This window comes from Parabacteroides sp. AM08-6, assembly GCF_003473295.1.
Taxonomy (GTDB): Bacteria; Bacteroidota; Bacteroidia; order Bacteroidales; family Tannerellaceae; genus Parabacteroides.
The window spans coordinates 1,299-19,566 of record NZ_QRMP01000007.1 but is presented as its reverse complement, the minus strand read 5'-3'; the positions used below and the strand labels follow the sequence as shown (position 1 = coordinate 19,566).

The window sequence follows — 18,268 nt, the reverse complement described above, 5'->3', positions numbered from 1 at the left end:
AACAATATCAGAACCTGAAGTGTTTAAAAAATGACTAGACACTAATAAAATCAAAGTATAATGGAAGAAGATGAATTAATAGACAACACCGAATTGCATCAATTCGAATTTCACATCGATAAATATACTCCTCGGGTTGAATATATTAAGACTCAAAACGGAGAAATTTATCTAACTCACACTGAAGTTCCCGAAATACTTGAGGGGAAAGGAATCGCCAGCCATCTAATAGAGGAAGTGCTTATACGGATTGAAAGTGAAGGGCTACGACTCGTTCCTATGTGTCCGTTTGTGGCAGGCTATATCCAGCGCCATCCCGAATGGAAGCGAATCATTATGAAAGGTATCAATATTGGATAAAACAAAAAAAATAAAGAGTATGGGAAAAATTCATGAATATTCAAATGGTGAACTCACTATTATTTGGCAACCTGATATTTGCCAACATGCCGGTATCTGCGTAAAGATGTTGCCGAAGGTGTATAATCCCAAAGAACGTCCTTGGATCAAAATAGAGAATGCAACAACAGAAGAATTGATAAATCAAATCAATCATTGTCCTTCCGGTGCATTAAGTTTCAGATTAGAAAAAAAAGAGACTAAATAGAAAAACTATTTTGTTTTTACTTAGAAAGAAGGAGGTTTTGTAAAATTTGATTTACATATCTCCTTCTTTTTATCTGCATACACACAACCCAACTCTATTTAATATTGTGTCTCTGTTCCATTCCATAAACTGCCAAGAAATATATAGCCTGCAATAAAACCTCCGGTATGCTTTGTATACTTGTTAAATATTCCTATTTTTACAGCCGGCAAATATAAAACAAATTCATGAAAAACATCATCTGCATACTATTCGTAATTTTTTCCTCCGCCTGCACACAGGAAAAGATTGTAAAAATTACAATTAGTAATCCTCTGCCTATCGAACGCATAAACGAAATAGTAGAAATATCATCCGATGTAATCACCCCATTCAAAGATGATACTTTCATTATTTCCGATAACAAAGGTATGCAAGTTCCTTATCAGTTAACTCATGATAATAAAATAATCTTTCCGGTTTCAGTTGCTCCAAAAGATAGTGCCATCTATAAAATTACTCGAGGAACCCCTGATAAATTTCGAACAATAGCTTGTGGTAAACAATATCCGGAACGTGTAGATGATATAGCTTGGGAAAATGACCGCATAGCATTCCGTACTTATGGACCGGCTTTACAAGTTAGTGGTGAAAAAGCTTATGGCTGTGACGTTTGGGTAAAATGTATTTCTGATCCGGTAGTCGATTTGCGTTATAAAACAGAACTTGATCCAGAAATAAGAAGTCGCATCGCCGAACTCAATAAAACCAATAAAAGGGAAGCACAGAAACTAGCAGAATCTGTATCTTATCATATTGACCATGGAAATGGTTTGGACTTTTACAAAGTTGGTCCAACTTTGGGAGCTGGAACTTCAGCCCTCTTGTCTAATGATTCCATCATCTATCCATATTGTTATAAAACTTATGAAATATTGGATAATGGTCCACTTCGTTTTACAGTCAAACTTACTTATAACCCCGTCACGGTAAAAGAGAATCATAATATTATTGAGACACGTCTTATCACATTAGATGCAGGCTCACAGCTAAATAAATATACGATTCATTATGATAATCTGAAAGAAACAACGCCAGTTTTAACAGGTATTGTAATGCATGCTCCTAGTGAAGATTATCAAGTTGATGCAGAAAAAGGATACATTACTTATGCAGAAACTCCTGATCCCACAAATGGACAAATTTTTATCGGTGCTGTTTTTCCTGACAAAGTGAATGAAGTAAAAGCTATCCCTTTCTCCCCATTGGAGAAAACAGAACGGGATGCAGAGGGACATGTAGCAGCTATCAGTTCATATATACCAAATTGTGAATACGTTTATTATGCCGGTGCAGGATGGAGCAAATGGGGATTTAAAAATTCCGAAGAATGGGTAAAATATATTCAACAATTTGCGATAAAAACTAAAAAGCCATTGGAAGTATTTATAAAAGACTAATTTCATCCAGTGGATTCCAAAAGACAGATTTCCAGTTCTTTATTTTATTGTTCTCTATTTTTATTCCTTCAGCTTCAAGCAACTCTTGCATAAGTGTAGAAGTTGCAAATGCATCTTTCCCGGATAATATGCCTTGGCTGTTCACTACCCGATGAGCCGGAATATCCAAATCAGATATGGAAACTTGGCCTAAGACAGCTCCAACCAGACGAGACATATTCGGATAACCTATGGCATGGGCAATTGCGCCATAACTAGTAGCTCTCCCGTAAGGAATATAGCGAACCATCTGATAAACAGCCTGTGTAAAATCCTTTTTATCCAATTTTGACATACGGCTCAAAATTTAAAGAGAGTGCATATTCTCTTAAGAAAACTTTTAGAATTTTCCATATACACTCCCCTTGTAAGCTATTATTTCAGTCCTCTATTCTTCAATAAAGGTTCAATTCCGGGTTCTTTACCCCGGAAATTTTTATACATATCCATTGCATCATCGATACACCCAGGAGTCAAAACACAAGTACGAAATTTAGCGGCAACTTTCGGATTAAAAATATCACCAGTCTCTTTAAAAGCTTCAAACGCGTCGCAATCGAGCACTTCTGCCCATATATAGCTATAATAACCGGCAGTATAACCACCTTCCATTGTATGACTGAAATAAGTTGACCGATAACGGGGCGGTATCTGTTTTATCAATCCACGACTATTAATTACATTATTTTCAAATGTTTCGACGGAAAAATCTGTGGAAATTTCTTTCAACGTATGATAATCCATATCCAGAATAGAAGCAGCTAAATACTCTGTCGTAGCAAATCCTTGTCCATATTTACCACTTTTTACTATCTTATTGACAATCTCTTGTGGAATGATTTCTCCAGTTTTATGGTGTTTTGCATAAACATTCAGCACTTCGGGTTCAAAGGCCCAATGCTCCATTACTTGTGAAGGTAGTTCCACAAAATCACGTGGAACATTAGACACACCTATATAATGTACATCTGCGAACAAACCATTCAAGGCATGTCCAAATTCATGAAAAACCGTTTCCGCCTCATCTGCACTCAATAAAGCAGGTTGACCTGTAACCGGTTTACTGAAATTAAAAACAGTAGTGACAACAGGAGAAACACGTTTCCCATCTTTATATGTCTGGTCGCTATAACCACCACACCAAGCACCGCCACTTTTACCAGGACGTGTAAAGAAATCCATATATAAAACACCTAATGACGTTCCATCTTTATCTTTGCATTCAAATACCTGTGCATCCGGGTCAGGAAGAGGCATATTTTGTAAAGGAGTAAATGTAATACCATACAATTTATTGGCAACGTAAAAAGCACCGTCACGTACATTATTCAATTCAAGGTAAGGACGCACTTCATTTTCATCCAAATCAAAACGAGCTTTTTTAGCTTTTTCAAAATAATAACGCCAATCCCAACCTTCTGCTTCAAAATTTTTCCCATCTTTCTTTATTTCAGCATTGATATCTGCTAATTCTTCTTTTGCTTTTGCAAGTGCCGGAGTCCAAAGCTGGTTGAGTAGATTGTAAACATTCTTCTCATCCTTAGCCATATTTTCTTCAAACACATAGGCTGCATAATCATTATAGTTCAATAATTTTGCCTTTTCAAGACGGGCAGTAATAAGTTTTCTGATTACCTCTTTATTATCATTTGCATTATTATTGTTTCCGCGATTAATATATGCTTTATATATTTTTTCACGTAAATCACGATTATCCGCATATTGTAAAAATGGTATTACACTTGGGTTATGCAAGGAAAAAATCCATTTATCTTCCATTCCTGCATTCTTTGCAGTCGAAGCAGCTACAGCTATCACAGACTCCGGTAAGCCAGCCAAATCTTCTTTCTTATCAATTATTAATTGAAAGGCATTTGTCTCTTTCAAAACATTCTGTCCAAAAGTAAGTTCCAAAAAGGATATTTGTTCATTTAGTTTACGTAATTCAGCCTGTTTATCATCTGTAAGATTGGCACCACTCCGTACAAAACTTTTATAAGTTTCTTCCAATAATTTCTTTTGCTCTTTATTAAGGTCAAAATTTGCCTGATTATCATAAACGGCCTTAATACGAGCAAAAAGCTTAGGATTTAAGTTAATATCATCCGAATGTTTAGAAAGCAGAGGCGAAAGTTCCTGTTCAAGTTGCTGTATCTCATCATTCGTATTTACACTCGCTTGCCCGCTAAAAGCATATGAAACTTTGGTCAACAGCTTACCACTTTGGTCGAATGCGGCAATCGTATTTTCGAAAGTTGCCTTGTCCCGATTATTTATGATAGCATTTATCTCCTGGAAGTGTTCTTCCATCCCTTTTATAAAAGCAGGCTTATAATGTTCTACCTGAATTTGGTCAAATGGGGGAACACCAAAAGGTGTTGTGTATTCTGCAAAAAACGGATTGCTTGTTGTCATATCAGATACATTTTCTTTTTTTGAATAACTACATGCTCCTAAAAGGATTGTAAATCCAGCTATTATAAGTGTTTTGTTCATATAATTTTGTAATTAAGTTCAGATGATACAAAAGTAACTAATTTGTCCCAGAGAAACGTAAAAAGAATCCATATTTTCAGAGAGTTCATTTCAATCATACCAGATAATCCCCTTATTCATATATTATTATCAAGAAATAATGTCTATCTTGCAGAAAAAACTAAGACATAAGATATATGAACCGGATTTGTAATTTATTTCAGATAGAATATCCTATTATTCAAGGAGGTATGGTTTGGTGTAGTAGTTGGAGATTAGCTTCTGCAGTTAGTAATACCGGTGGTTTAGGACTCATTGGAGCAGGTTCGATGCATCCTGATACATTACGTGAACATATTCGAAAATGTAAAAAAGCAACGGATAAACCGTTTGGTGTCAATGTACCACTAATGTATCCGGAAATAGAAATATTGATGCAAATATTGGTAGAAGAAAAAATAAAGATTGTTTTTACCTCTGCCGGCAATCCCAAAATATGGACAAATTTTCTAAAAGGACATGGCATGACAGTTGCACATGTCATCAGCAGTTCTAAATTCGCTTTAAAGTGTGAAGAAGCTGGAGTTGATGCTATTGTTGCGGAAGGTTTTGAGGCCGGTGGACATAATGGTCGTGAAGAAACAACGACGCTTTGCCTTATTCCAGCCGTACGTCGTACAACTGAACTTCCTTTGATAGCTGCCGGTGGTATTGCAACCGGCGAAGCAATGCTTGCCGCCTTTTCACTTGGAGCTGAAGGTGTACAAATTGGAACTCGTTTCGCTTTGACTGAAGAAAGTTCTGCTCATGATAACTTTAAGGAACACTGTCTGAACTTAAATGAAGGAGACACAAAATTATTGTTAAAAAAGCTCTCTCCTACCCGTTTAGTGAGAGGTCGTTTTATGACAATTATAGAAGAAGCCGAAGAACGCGGGGCATCAGCAGATGAATTAAAAGAACTATTAGGTAAAGGACGGGCAAAAAAAGGTATCTTCGAAGGTGATTTGCAGGAAGGAGAACTGGAAATTGGCCAAATTGCTTCTCTTTTCCGGCAAAAACAGACTGTTGCCGAAGTTATGAGTGAGATTGTAAGTGATTTCCAAAACGGATTGAAAAAACTGAGTGAAAGGGATGCTTTTAAATTCTGATTGGTTACTACCATTTTGGAATCTACCCCGGAGAACTTAAAAAACAATTATTTCTATCAATAAGTGAAACGTACACCAAGCTGCAAATTGAAAGTGAATGGATGTACCATACGAATGGTTTCGAAACGCATCAGAGAATTACGTTGATTGGGATTCATTATATAATAATAGCTGATACCCGGTTCTGCAAATATAGACCAAGGCTTGGCTACTTTCACCTGCATTCCGATTCCTGCATTCCAGGAAGGTTGCCAACGTTTAATCTTCAGCTCATTCAGTGTATTGGAGGCCGAAATACAATACTCAATCATAATACCCGCCGAAGCATAAATGGAGAAGGTTTTTGTCTCATAGAATGTCCAATTCGCCTTTAGCGGTATACCGAGATAATGCAATTTTTGATTTCCGGAATCTCCTTTCTTTTCCTCAATAAGCTCCGAATATAGATAGGTATAGGAAAGCCCAGTCTCTATTGCTATATGGGAAAACAAATTTCGTCGTAATGAAAAGCTCACATTTATCGGCAAATGATGGTGATAATAATAATATCTATCATTATTCGGAATAGAACCGGAACCACCTCCGGATGCCGCTTTTGTTTGTATTTTATTGGTTTTATTATCTTCGCCTTGTCCGGGATTTTCAGGCTTACCGGGTTTGTACTCCGGATCTTCCGGGTCCGGACCAGGTCCGGGATCAGTAAGCTCTTGTTCCATATAATGAAACCCTCCTTTTGTTGCGGAAAGTGAGTTGCTACCCGCTTGTAAACCTAATGACCAATGGTTATTTTTATGTTTCTCGAACAAATTTGCCTGATTGGTATAAAATATTCCCGTTTTTTCCGGTTGTGGTCCCAAATCTTTATGTTTAGCGACTACCGATTTTTTAGATGGTATTGCTATCGCATCCGGCAAAGCTACAACTATATCCGCCAACTGTATTTCCGGAAATAAATCAATAACTACAGGAGAAACAGGTGTTGTAGCTGAAATGGATTTTTCAGTATGATTTGTCGATACAGTCTGAATATCCTGTACTGTTTGGTTCGGCTCTTCTGCTACTTGTTCGGTTGAGACGGAATATTCCGGTTGCAAGTTTTCTGAAACAATCTCTGAAGATTCTTTCGGAATAAAGAATGGAACAGATAATAACAAACATAATAAAACGGCAGCCGCTACAGTCCACCGGAAAATCAATTTCCGTCGATTTGCAAGCAGTACAACAGGTAAGAGCTGTTCTGTTTGCTGCGACGTCAATGCTGCTTCCAACTTCTCCCAACCGTCATTACGGAGGGGAAGATGAAATTCATCTTCGCGATTACGAAGCATCTGCAGTATGTCGTTATTTTCCTTCATTTCTGTTTATTCTGTTTTCTTTAATTGTTCTTTTATTCGTTTGATAAGGAGTTTTCTAGCTCTGTTTAGTTGTGATGCAGACGACATTTCATTTATATGTAAACTGGCTGCTATTTCTTTATGGCTCCATTGTTCAAACACAAAAAGATTAAAAACCGTACGATAACCGGATGGTAATTCCGTCACAAAGTGCATCAACAACTCCATTGAAAGCGTACTGGCATCCGGTTCCGGCTCATCCGGAAAGTCACCTGCTTCAGTCAAGGAAAGACCTTCACGAAGCAAGTCTTTTTTTCTGAGATACTCTAATGAGGTATTGGCAAATATCCGGCTCATCCAAGCTCGTAGGCTTCCTTCACCTTTATATGTAAAAGAAGCAATGGAAGAATAGACTTTCAGGAAACCGTCGTGTAGAAGATCATGGGCCGTTTCTACATCACCGCAGTATCGATAGCAAAGACATAGCATTCTTTCCGCATAGAGTTCGTACAACTCTTTGCGTGCCAGATTATCACCATGCTTACAGCCTTCGGTCAACTCCGTTTCAGTCATCAATTCTTATCGTACTTTTATATAATAAATGCAGCCGAATGGCAAACATTGCACGGGAAGGTAAAAAATATTATTTATTGAAGAATTTATTCCGACGATTATCAAAAAGAATGCAGATTATGCAATCTCTACATAATCTGCATTTCTTATTGTTGGATAAGGTTAATACCTATTGTTACAACCGGTATTTATATATCTGAGCCATCACCTTCTGGTATTCATTCTGCAACTGCATATAATTCTGCATGCTCTGGTAGAGAGTAGTAACGTCGACAAAATATTCAATCATGGAGATTTGACCACTTTGAATCGCTTTATTCAAAAGAGCCAGATTATTCTGGCTTTTCAAAACGGTACTATACTCATCGATGGAAGTCTTCAAAGCAACAGATTGGTTATAAAGCCGGAGTAGTTCGTTCTCTATAACAGATGTGGTACTTTCCAGTTGCAAATCTGTATACAGGTTTTGCGCTTTTGCCTGTTTTACATGATTGCGGTTAGAAAAGAGAGGAATGCTCACTCCTACCAAAAAACCATTAAAACGTTCGCCTCCCGCAGCTGTATTCAAACGATAACCAAGCTCAAAACCGGGCAATCCGGTCGACTTACTGACACTTAACTGACATAGAGCTGCCGCTTTCTCACTTTGCAGGGAAAGTAACTGCCGATTCGCCGGAATTGCTTCTTGCTTAAGGTCGGCAAATGAAAGCGGAGTTTCTACCGGCATATAGACAGTGTCGGTAAAATTGATTGCTACTCCTCCATTCAATGTTGCAAGCTCATGTAATTTCGCTACACGGGCAGCTTCATTCATACGGGCTTCATTCTTTACATTCAGCAGTTCGAGATTAATTTTATTTGTCTCCAGAATATTCGCATCTCCGTTATTAAGACGCATTTCATAAAGAGATGTCAATTGTTCGGCATTTTGACGGCGCTGGTCCAACAGATTTTTTTGCTGATTAAGCAAAATAAGATCCAAGCAAATCTCCTTGGCTTGAAGAAGTATTTGTTGACGAACTTCAGCACCCTGACGCTCGAAGTTTTCTCCTTTTGCTTTGGAAAGTTTATTCTTCTGCACATAAACAGAAGGAAAATCGAAAGATTGGGATGCAACTAGTTCGCCTTGTATACCCATTCCTTCCTTATTACCGTATTGGTGTGTATAAGAAACAGATGGATCAGGCAGATTATTATCCAGCTTCGACTCCAGCTTTTGAGCCGTAATGAGCTGACGATTGGCCTGCAATTCTTTATTATTTGCTTCTATACTGTGTAAAACCTCGTCAATCGAAGTCTGTGCTCCTACTGAGAAGCCGATAGAGACAAAGGCCATTATTATCAAAAATTGTTTCATAATGTGTTGTTGTTTAATTTATCTTCTTTCCTATTCATTAATAAATAAACAATCGGAATGATAAACCCGTTCAGGAAGGTCGATGTAAGTAGGCCTCCAAGAATGACTGTTGCCATCGGGCTTTGTATTTCATTGCCAGGCAAATCGCCTTGCAAGGCTAACGGTACAAGAGCAAGAGCGGAACTGAGCGCTGTCATCAGAATCGGGTTCAAACGATCCAGCGAACCTTGTAGTACAGCTTGCCGCAGCGGCATCTTTTCCACAGTACGCAATTGTGTATAATGGCTGATTAACAACATACCATTACGTGTGGCAATGCCAAAAAGAGAAATGAAACCGATGATTGCCGGAATACTAACCTCACCTGAAGTAAATTTCAGGATAAACACACCTCCTATTAAAGCCAACGGCAGGTTTAGCAATACAACACCACTTTCTTTCGCATCCTTAAATTCATTATATAATAATAAGAATATCACCAGTAACGACATCATAGAGGTCAGCAACAATGTCCGGCTGGCAGCAGCTTCACTTTCAAATTGTCCGCCATATTCAATATGATAACCCTCAGGAAGCTTGATGGAAGCATCTACTTTTTGCTGTATTTCATTAACAACACTACGGAGGTCACGCTCGGAAACATTCCCGCTGATTACGATTTTACGCTGTACATTCTCACGATTGATTGTGTTCGGCCCGCTGACAGAACGAACTTCAGCCACATAACTTAGCGGAACTTTCTTACCATTCGCGTCAATCATCAGATTACGAATATCTTCCATTGTAGCACGACTACTATCCGAAGTCTTCACTGTCAGGTCAAAAGTCTTACCATCATCGTACACTTGGCTAACAACTTCCCCGCCCAACATTACATTTATATACTCTTCAAATTCAGGAAGAGAAATACCGTATTTTGCCATCAATTCACGTTTGGGTGTGATGGTTAATTGGGGACGTTCGATTTGTTGTTCCACTTTCAGGTCTACTAAACCGGGAATACCTTGAATGGCTGTCTGAATTTGATTCCCTACGGTAAACATCAAGTTCAAATCCGTACCGAAAAGTTTAATGGCAATATTAGCTTCCGTACCCGAAAGCATTGCGTCAATACGATGAGAGATGGGTTGCCCTATTTCAATATTAGCACCGCTGATAATGGATAGTTTTTCACGAACATCATTCATCACAGCACTGCGGCTTCTGTTTTTCAGGACAAAAGGTGCTTCTATCTCACTCACATTCACACCCAAGGCATGTTCATCCAGCTCGGCACGTCCGGTCTTGCGGGCCACAGTCTGTATTTCCGGAACCTGCATCAGTAGTTCCTCAGCACGACGTCCCATTTTGTCGGATTCTTCCAATGAAATACCGGGTAAAGAACTGACATTTATCGTAAATGAACCTTCGTTGAACGGAGGCAAGAAACTGCGTCCAAGGGTAAAGAACACAACAAGGGCAACAACGAATAATGCGATTGTAGAACCTAAAACAACTCCCTTATGAGCCAATGCTCCCAATAAAGCTTGTTTATACACCTTTTTCAGATTACGGCTTACCCACGATTCCTTTAAGCCTGATGCTTCTCCATTCTTTTGCTGCAAAGCCTCACTTTTTGTTGTTTTTCCCTTCAATAAATAACTACAAAGTACAGGGGTTAATGTCAAAGCCACAACCGTAGAGGCAAACAGAGCAACAATAAAAGCGATACCCAGTGGTATCAACATACGGCCTTCCATTCCATGCAGAAAGAAGAGTGGAACGAAACTGACCACAATAATCAGCGTAGAATTAAGAATAGGCATACGAACCTCACGGGAAGCATCAAATACTACTTCCAGAATAGTACGTTGCTGCTCAGGGGGAAGCAAACGATTTTCCCGAATACGTTTATATACATTTTCCACATCGACAATAGCATCGTCTACTAATGAGCCGATTGCTATAGCCATACCACCAAGACTCATGGTATTTATTGTCAGTCCCATAAAGTGAAGTACAAGAATAGATACCAAAAGTGAAAGCGGTAATGCAACCAATGAAATTACCGTCGTGCGGATATTCATCAGGAAAAGGAAAAGTACGATAATAACAAAGAAACTTCCTTCCAGCAGACTATCCTTTACATTATTAATAGAACTATCTATGAAACGGCTCTGACGAAAAATATCGGTTGACACATTTACATCTGGTGGCAAGTTTTTTTGCAAATCGGCCATGATACCGTCTAACTGTTCAGTCAAATTGATTGTACTGGTATTCGGCTGTTTAGTAACCGTTATCAGAACAGCCGGTTTGGCTTTTTCGGATGCAGTTCCCAATTTCGGACTTTTCCCTCCAATCTTAACCGTTGCAACATCTTCCAGTAAAATAGGATAATCATTGGCAGTCTTTATCACTCCCTTGCCTATTTCATTCGCTTTGGATGTGGAAAGAACGCCACGGATGATATATTCATTGTCATATTCATAAAGGACTCCTCCGTTTGCATTGCGATTCATGTTACGGGTAACAGCCAAAACTTCACTTAGACTAATTCCGTAATGTTTCATCCGGGCCGGATCGAGCAAAATTTGGAATTCCTTGATATCACCGCCGATTACGGCAACCTGAGCAACCCCACCTGTAGAAAGCAAGCGTGGGCGAATAGTCCAGTCGGCAATTGTACGAAGATCCATTTCTGTCGTCGGAACGACTTGCGAGTCGGAACGTTTATTTTCGTCTACCGTCAAACCGATAATCATCATCTCCCCTAAAATGGAAGATTGCGGCCCAAGAGTGGGTTTGCCGACATTCTCAGGAAGACTTTCATTTACTACGGCCAATTTCTCAGAAACAATCTGACGGGCACGATAAATATCTGTTCCCCAGTCAAATTCTACCCAAACTACAGAAAATCCCGTAGTGGAAGAAGAACGGACACGACGTACATCCATCGCACCATTCACCGCTGTCTCTACCGGAAAAGTGACCAAACGTTCCACTTCTTCAGGAGCCATGCCGTTTGCTTCGGTCATTATCACAACCGTCGGAGCATTCAAGTCCGGAAACACATCTACATCCGTATGAAAAGCTGTATATGTTCCGGCAATCATCAGTAACAGGGAACAGACTAGAACGACCAGCCTATTATGTAGCGAGTAATATATTATCTTGTTTAGCATAAGAATAATTTTGAATGATGAATTTTAAACTATAGCTTATGGATGCCATCTATAGAATAGTTCATAAGCTACAATCCTTAATTCTAATGACTATGTGAATGAGCCGGAATAGCATTAGAAGCGGAAGCCAATTTAATTTGATATGCTCCTTCGGTGACCACTTCATCTCCTGCATGCAGGCCATTTAAGATTTGAACCTCCGAACCATTATCAGCCCCCAAAGTAACAGGATGCTTCACATAACCCTCTTCATCTATCCGTACATAAACGGAATAAACACCTTGCTCTTCTATTAAAGCGGCAACAGGAACACTAAGTACATTTTCCATCGGTGCCGTAAGCAGATAAATATCAACGAACGAACCTGGTATGATAGCTCCTTTATTATCAAACTCAAAGGTCACAGGAACATAGAAAGAATTTGCATCGGATGCCTTTCCAAACGATAACAAACGACCACTCAATTCTGATAATTTATAAACCGTATTATCGTATGGGGTACGGAAATTAGCAGACTGAACAGCCGGCAACAAATGATAATATTTTTCCGATACTTCAGCACGAAGCATAAGACGGTTATTCTGTGCTATCGTAGCTAAAGGCTGACCAACCGTTACGTAATCACCTTCTTTTACTTGCAGATTCTTTAAGTAACCATTCATGGGCGAAACAACAGAGACTCCATTTGCCGTTTGCTTTCCGGCAACAGCTTCCCAAGCTACACGAGCATTTTCGTAATTAAGACGGGCTTGTTCAAAATCTCTGGCAGAAACAATTTTATCATCTACCAGAGTTTGCATACGTTCATATTCTTTTTTAGCAGTCTCATAAGCATACTTGGCCTTGGCCACTACATTTCCTTCCGATAAATTACCGGAAACCAGACTTAGGATTGCCTGGCCTTTTCGTACAGCAGTACCATCAACAAACGACAAATTACCAAAAGCCACAACACCGGGAACTGTCGCAACAATCACAGACTCTTCACCCTGTGCAGCCATCACACGACCACTGGTTTTAAGAACGTCGGTAAAAGTCGAGGGCACTACTTTTACCGTTTTCAGGCCAACAGCTTCTGCAAGTGCTTTTTTAAAAATGATTTCGCCGGGAGCATGTGCCTCTTCTTGTTCGTGGTCATGCTCATGGCCTTCTTCATGTTCGTGCTCTCCTTCATGGTCATGCTTGTGACCTTCTTCATGTTCGTGGCCTTCTTCATGCTCGTGCGCTTCATGATCATGTTCGTGCTCATGCTGTGCGGTATTTCCCGCACATCCGACTAATATGTAGGCAAAAATCACCCACAACAAATATATTTTTTTCATTGTAATGATGCATTATATGTTTGAATAAAACAATAAGAAATAGAAAAGGTTGATTTACAATAAGATAAATCATTCTTATACAAACAACAATGCAAAAGGAGGAGCACGAAGTCCCGATGCAGTCGATATCCAGGTATCGTGCATAGATTCGATGTAGATATCCTGTTCATTCTCAAACAATTGCTGACAGAAGACAGGCTCCGGAGGATTTATATAATCGAATAATACAAGCAAAGGGAAAAGATGCTGACTGATATCACTGTCCGTAGCATGTGAAAGTATGGAAGTATAAAGTGCCACATTATGTCCACTACATCCACAATCGTGTGACTGCGGATGATTATGTCCTCCATCGGGAACTTCCGTAGCCAACGATTTATAGCAAGGCAACCCGTTACTATGATGGTGATGCGGTATTATTACCGACAACAACATCACGATACTGGCAACCAGCATGACATATTGAATTATTTTTTTCCTTATTTCCATACTAATGCTGCAAAAGTATAAAGATTATTTCATTTTTGAACGAAGAAGTTTCTTAATAATCATCTATCAGCTACTATTTTTATTCACATTTCAAAAAAATGTTGCATTTTCCGAAACAATACTCATTCATTTTCCGTTTATTAAGAAGAAATAGTACTACAATATTTAAATAGGGAGAAATAGACAATGACAACCAATATTTTAAACGAGAACTTAATCGAAGCTATGAAAGTCAAAATACCCGATGGTGTAAACCTCGCCAACACTTTGATGGACATACTTTATATCGGAAAAGAAGCCATATACCGCCGTTTAAGGGGTGAAGTTCCTTTCACATTTGCAGAAGCCTCCATCATTTCAAAAAAAATTAGGAGTCTCATTAGATCATATTGTCGGGACAAGTTATACCAATAATGCAATGTTCGATCTTAATCTACTTCATTATTCGGAACCTATTCAGACATATTTATCCCTTATTGAATATTCTGTAAATATATTTGAACAAGTCGCCAACGATCCGATATCCATTCTTAACACGGCATCCAATATGATTCCGCAAACATTTTATTTGAAATACGACAATTTGTCGAAATTCCGTCTTTTCAAATGGATGTACCAACATGAGAAGGTTAATTGTGTGAAGAGATTTTCAGAATTGAAACTTTCGGATGAATTGCGAACAGCTCAAACCGCTTTCGTTGATATTTCCCAATATATCCAAACAACAAATTATATTTGGGATGCGATGATATTTACTTATCTGGTGAATGAAATCAAGTATTTTTGCGATATCCATCTTATCACACAAGAAGAGCTGATGTTATTAAAAAATGAATTGCTTGCTTTGCTGGACGAATTGGAAGATATTGCCACCAAAGGCAAATTCCAAACAGGCAAAGATGTGAATATCTATATCTCCAATATTAACGTAGAAGCGACATACAGTTATATAGAGGCGCAAAATATTCAATTGAGTCTGATTCGCATCTATTCAATCAACTCCATCACTTCGATGGACAAAGAATTGTGCCAGAACCAGAAAGAGTGGATTTATTCTCTAAAAAAATTCTCTATGCAGATTTCTGAAAGCGGGGAAATTCAACGGATAAAATTTTTCAACAAACAAAGAGAGACTGTAAATCTCTTATTGAGTTGAATACAAAACAAATATATTTAAAAAACATAAATACCGCTGATTATTAAAAATCAGGCACGGCTTTTACAGTTACTATGACTTTACTATCCATATTCACCATAAAAGCCGTGCCTTATCAACTATTGTCAGAGCAGTCTTTTCAGACTTTACGACTATTTATCCAGCTTGGCACAAATTAATTCGGCCGCTTTTTTGCCACTCATCAACATGCCTCCAAAAATTGGTCCCATACGGAAACTACCGCTTACACCATTGGCTGCCATACCGGAGACAAACAGACCCGGATAAATTTCCTTTGTATTCTCAACAGTCGTAGCTTCACCTAATTCCACATTCAATGAACGTTCACCGATTACACCACCGGTCGGAGTATTCAACTTAATATCATTTTTACGAGCGACAACACGAGCTATTTCACAATCATGTCCGGTTCCTTCCAGCACAGCCTTAGCCATGATAGTAAGCGGATCCACATGCATTCCTTCGCGAATGACCGGAGCCCAGTTTACAACAACACCGGCAACCGCGTCATTGTGAAAGACTACATCTTCAACAGAATAGCAGTTAAAGATTGTCGCACCGGCTTTAGTCGCATTATAAATCAAAGCGGAAGTCGTATGAACAGAATCCATGATATAAGTACCGTTACCGGCATCTTTATACGCAACCCCCAATTCCTTCACTATCGGCATAGCTTCTTCTTGTACCACAATATCGTTAAACATCATGGCACCTCCCCACATACCTCCACCGGGAGCAAGTTTGCGGTCGAACAAAGCGACCTTCTTACCGGCCTTAGCCAGATAATAAGCAGCTACAATACCTGAAGGACCACCACCGACTATAGCAACATCAATAGACAAATTACTCTTTAACTTCGCAAAGTAAGAGTCGATAATTCCTGTTGAAACAATTTGTTCCATTACAATAAAAATTAGAGTTTAAACATCGAGAAGCACATAGAGGTAACGCTTCTCTTTATTTAGTAATTCTACCTGTTCTCCCTTCACGGTATTACACCGGCAGGTTCTATGGGTATAATCTCAGCCTGTGTTAGTAAGGCACCCCTATGATAAGTCGATTGCAAAGATAGTAAATTATCCGAAATGCGGGGGGCGTTTATTCATTTTCCGTTCAACAAAACTTTTTATAAACTCCACTGTCTCGTCTACACCAAGCACGGAGACGTCAATTGAGAAATTATAGGAAGAAGCCACTCCCCATTCTTTGTTTGTATAATAATTGTAGTATGCCGCACGGGATTTATCGGTTTTTGTCATCAACTCTTTCGCTTGCTCCACCGTCACGTTCTGATATTCGATAATACGCTGGATACGATTCTCCTTTGTATTATGGATAAAGAAGCTCAAACAATCCGGATTGTCCCGCAAAATGTAATCGGCACAACGGCCAACCAATACACAAGAGCCTTTTTCGGCAAGTTTACGGATAGCATCACTTTGGAATTTGAAGAGTCCGTCATTAGAAAGAATATCCGTATAAGGCGTAAACATACCCATATAGGAAAAACCTACAGAAAACGCATACGACAATCCGCTGGAAGCTCGTTCGTCTGCCTTTTCAAAGAATTCCTCACTCAACCCACTTTCCTTAGCCGCCACAGCCATCAGTTCCTTATCATAATAAGCGATACCCAATGCTGCAGCCAATTTCTTCCCTATCTCACGGCCACCACTCCCGAATTGACGGCCGATGGTCAATATGATTTTGTCATCCATTATTTTTTCGTATTGGTGTTAAATACAAAGATAAATAAAATTTATTCCATCTAAATACGAAATAGCTTTTAATTATCATGTTTGAATTTCCTGAACTGGTTAACCAGTACAATTGCCGTCACAATCGTAGCCGTCGTATCAGCTATCGGAATACTTATCCAAACACCTAAAGTTCCCAATAGCGACGGCAAAATAAGCAGACAGGGAACAAGGAACAGCAACTGGCGGGTCAAAGAAAGGAAAATAGCTTTCTTCGACATGCCGATTGAGAGAAAAAAGTTCGTTGCAACCATCTGGAAACCAACAATAGGAAAAACAGCAAATACGATATGCAACCCAAATACAGATGTCTTGATTAAATCAGGGTCGGTTGTAAACAAACGAACTATCATGGACGGAAACAACTGACAAAGCAAAAAGCCCATTGTCGCCACCCCGATAGCCCATTTCATCGTCAACTTTGTTACTTCCGTCACACGCGGATATAAGCGCGCGCCGAAATTATATCCGGCAATCGGCTGCATACCCTGATTGAAGCCCATTATAATCATAATAAAAAGGAAAATAATACGGTTCACGATGCCATAGGCTCCGATAGCCATATCTCCACCATGTTCTTTCAAGCCGCGATTTATCAATATGACTATCAGGCAAGCGCAAAGGTTCATCAGGAAAGGCGACATACCTATATATAATATACCCTTCACTATCTCCTGCCGTAACTTATAGATACCTTTCTTAAAATGTAGCAATTGTCGGGGACGCGAAAAATGTATCAACTGGCCTGTGAGCGATATCACCTGGGAAATAACGGTTGCCAACGCCGAACCTTTTATCCCCCAGCCAAACCCGAAAATAAAAAGCGGATTCAGCACGCAATTAATCACAACCGACGACAATGTAGCATACATCGCCAGCTTAGGAAAACCGGATGAACGCAAAACGGCATTCAATCCCAGATACATGTGCGTCACCACATTCCCCAGCAAAATAACATTCATATAATCACGGGCATACGAGATTGTATTTTCACTGGCTCCGAAGAAATAAAGTATCGGGTCGAGCAACAGCATAAAAACCAGCGTAAAAGTCAACCCTAAAACGACATTCAGTATTAGCACGTTCCCCAATACATGATTCGCCCCTTCGTAGTCTTTTTGTCCCAATTTCACAGATACCAGCGTAGAAGCCCCTACGCCGACCAACGAACCGAAAGCTGCCGCCAAATTCATCAAAGGGAAAGTCAAAGCAAGACCGGAAATAGCCAGCGGGCCGACTCCGTGTCCGATAAAAATACTGTCTGCCATGTTATAAAGCGAAGAAGCTGTCATGGCTATTATCGCAGGTATTGCGTATTGCATCAGCAATTTACCAATACGTTCAGTTCCGAGAACCAACGGAGAATTCTGTTTTATCATGCCAC

The 18,268-nt window shown here is 39.3% G+C and carries 15 protein-coding genes and 1 pseudogene; 5 read left to right on the top strand and 11 right to left on the bottom strand.

The window, feature by feature from the left end; genetic code table 11:
* The first annotated feature begins 57 nt into the window (after positions 1–57).
* The 3 genes from DW103_RS06840 (at position 58) to DW103_RS06830 (ending at position 2,046) form a co-directional block, all read left to right on the top strand.
* Positions 58–360 (top strand): GNAT family N-acetyltransferase, encoded by a 303-nt coding sequence (locus DW103_RS06840; RefSeq protein WP_199652991.1) that lies wholly within the window; start codon positions 58–60, stop codon positions 358–360.
* A gap of 19 nt (positions 361–379) precedes the next feature.
* Positions 380–607: a (4Fe-4S)-binding protein gene (locus DW103_RS06835; RefSeq protein WP_122275039.1), complete on the top strand. Its 228-nt coding sequence runs from the start codon at positions 380–382 to the stop codon at positions 605–607.
* A 227-nt stretch (positions 608–834) separates the two neighbouring features.
* Entirely contained in the window at positions 835–2,046 is a 1,212-nt protein-coding gene (locus tag DW103_RS06830) for a DUF4861 domain-containing protein (RefSeq protein ID WP_122274917.1), read from the top strand.
* Here the strand turns inward: DW103_RS06830 and DW103_RS06825 are convergent.
* Both DW103_RS06825 and DW103_RS06820 read right to left on the bottom strand, forming a co-directional pair.
* Positions 2,033–2,380, bottom strand: coding sequence for an MGMT family protein (locus tag DW103_RS06825; protein WP_122274916.1), 348 nt, complete (start codon positions 2,378–2,380; stop codon positions 2,033–2,035). The two genes, DW103_RS06830 and DW103_RS06825, sit on opposite strands and share 14 nt — an antisense overlap.
* 80 nt (positions 2,381–2,460) lie before the next feature.
* Positions 2,461–4,581 (bottom strand): M3 family metallopeptidase, encoded by a 2,121-nt coding sequence (locus tag DW103_RS06820; protein ID WP_122274915.1) that lies wholly within the window; start codon positions 4,579–4,581, stop codon positions 2,461–2,463.
* A 176-nt stretch (positions 4,582–4,757) separates the two neighbouring features.
* Between DW103_RS06820 and DW103_RS06815 the strand changes: the two genes are divergently transcribed.
* Complete coding sequence (locus DW103_RS06815) at positions 4,758–5,711, top strand: nitronate monooxygenase family protein (protein ID WP_122274914.1); 954 nt, start codon at positions 4,758–4,760, stop codon at positions 5,709–5,711.
* A 56-nt stretch (positions 5,712–5,767) separates the two neighbouring features.
* Here DW103_RS06815 and DW103_RS06810 read toward each other — a convergent pair whose 3' ends face one another.
* From DW103_RS06810 to DW103_RS06785, 6 genes are all read right to left on the bottom strand, one after another.
* A complete protein-coding gene (locus tag DW103_RS06810; RefSeq protein WP_122274913.1) occupies positions 5,768–7,066 on the bottom strand; it encodes a porin family protein in 1,299 nt (432 codons plus the stop codon).
* A gap of 6 nt (positions 7,067–7,072) precedes the next feature.
* Complete coding sequence (locus tag DW103_RS06805) at positions 7,073–7,618, bottom strand: RNA polymerase sigma factor (protein WP_122274912.1); 546 nt, start codon at positions 7,616–7,618, stop codon at positions 7,073–7,075.
* Between the two features lie 175 nt (positions 7,619–7,793).
* A complete protein-coding gene (locus DW103_RS06800; RefSeq protein WP_122274911.1) occupies positions 7,794–8,975 on the bottom strand; it encodes a TolC family protein in 1,182 nt (393 codons plus the stop codon).
* The gene (locus tag DW103_RS06795; RefSeq protein ID WP_122274910.1) at positions 8,972–12,139 is read right to left on the bottom strand and encodes an efflux RND transporter permease subunit; all 3,168 of its coding nucleotides are present in this window, start codon (positions 12,137–12,139) and stop codon (positions 8,972–8,974) included. The genes DW103_RS06800 and DW103_RS06795 overlap by 4 nt, the downstream gene beginning before the upstream one ends.
* Positions 12,140–12,222: 83 nt before the next feature.
* Positions 12,223–13,461 (bottom strand): efflux RND transporter periplasmic adaptor subunit, encoded by a 1,239-nt coding sequence (locus DW103_RS06790; protein ID WP_122274909.1) that lies wholly within the window; start codon positions 13,459–13,461, stop codon positions 12,223–12,225.
* A 75-nt stretch (positions 13,462–13,536) separates the two neighbouring features.
* Positions 13,537–13,950, bottom strand: a complete 414-nt coding sequence (locus DW103_RS06785; RefSeq protein WP_199652987.1) for a DUF6769 family protein — start codon at positions 13,948–13,950, stop codon at positions 13,537–13,539.
* A 186-nt stretch (positions 13,951–14,136) separates the two neighbouring features.
* Between DW103_RS06785 and DW103_RS06780 the strand changes: the two are divergent.
* A pseudogene (locus DW103_RS06780) lies at positions 14,137–15,106 on the top strand (hypothetical protein).
* Between the two features lie 152 nt (positions 15,107–15,258).
* Here the strand turns inward: DW103_RS06780 and DW103_RS06775 are convergent.
* The 3 genes from DW103_RS06775 to DW103_RS06765 form a co-directional block, all read right to left on the bottom strand.
* Positions 15,259–16,029, bottom strand: coding sequence for a sulfide-dependent adenosine diphosphate thiazole synthase (locus DW103_RS06775; protein WP_122274908.1), 771 nt, complete (start codon positions 16,027–16,029; stop codon positions 15,259–15,261).
* A 174-nt stretch (positions 16,030–16,203) separates the two neighbouring features.
* Entirely contained in the window at positions 16,204–16,845 is a 642-nt protein-coding gene (locus tag DW103_RS06770; protein ID WP_122274907.1) for an AAA family ATPase, read from the bottom strand.
* Positions 16,846–16,913: 68 nt separating this feature from the next.
* Entirely contained in the window at positions 16,914–18,263 is a 1,350-nt protein-coding gene (locus DW103_RS06765) for an MATE family efflux transporter (RefSeq protein WP_122275037.1), read from the bottom strand.
* Positions 18,264–18,268: the final 5 nt, after the last annotated feature.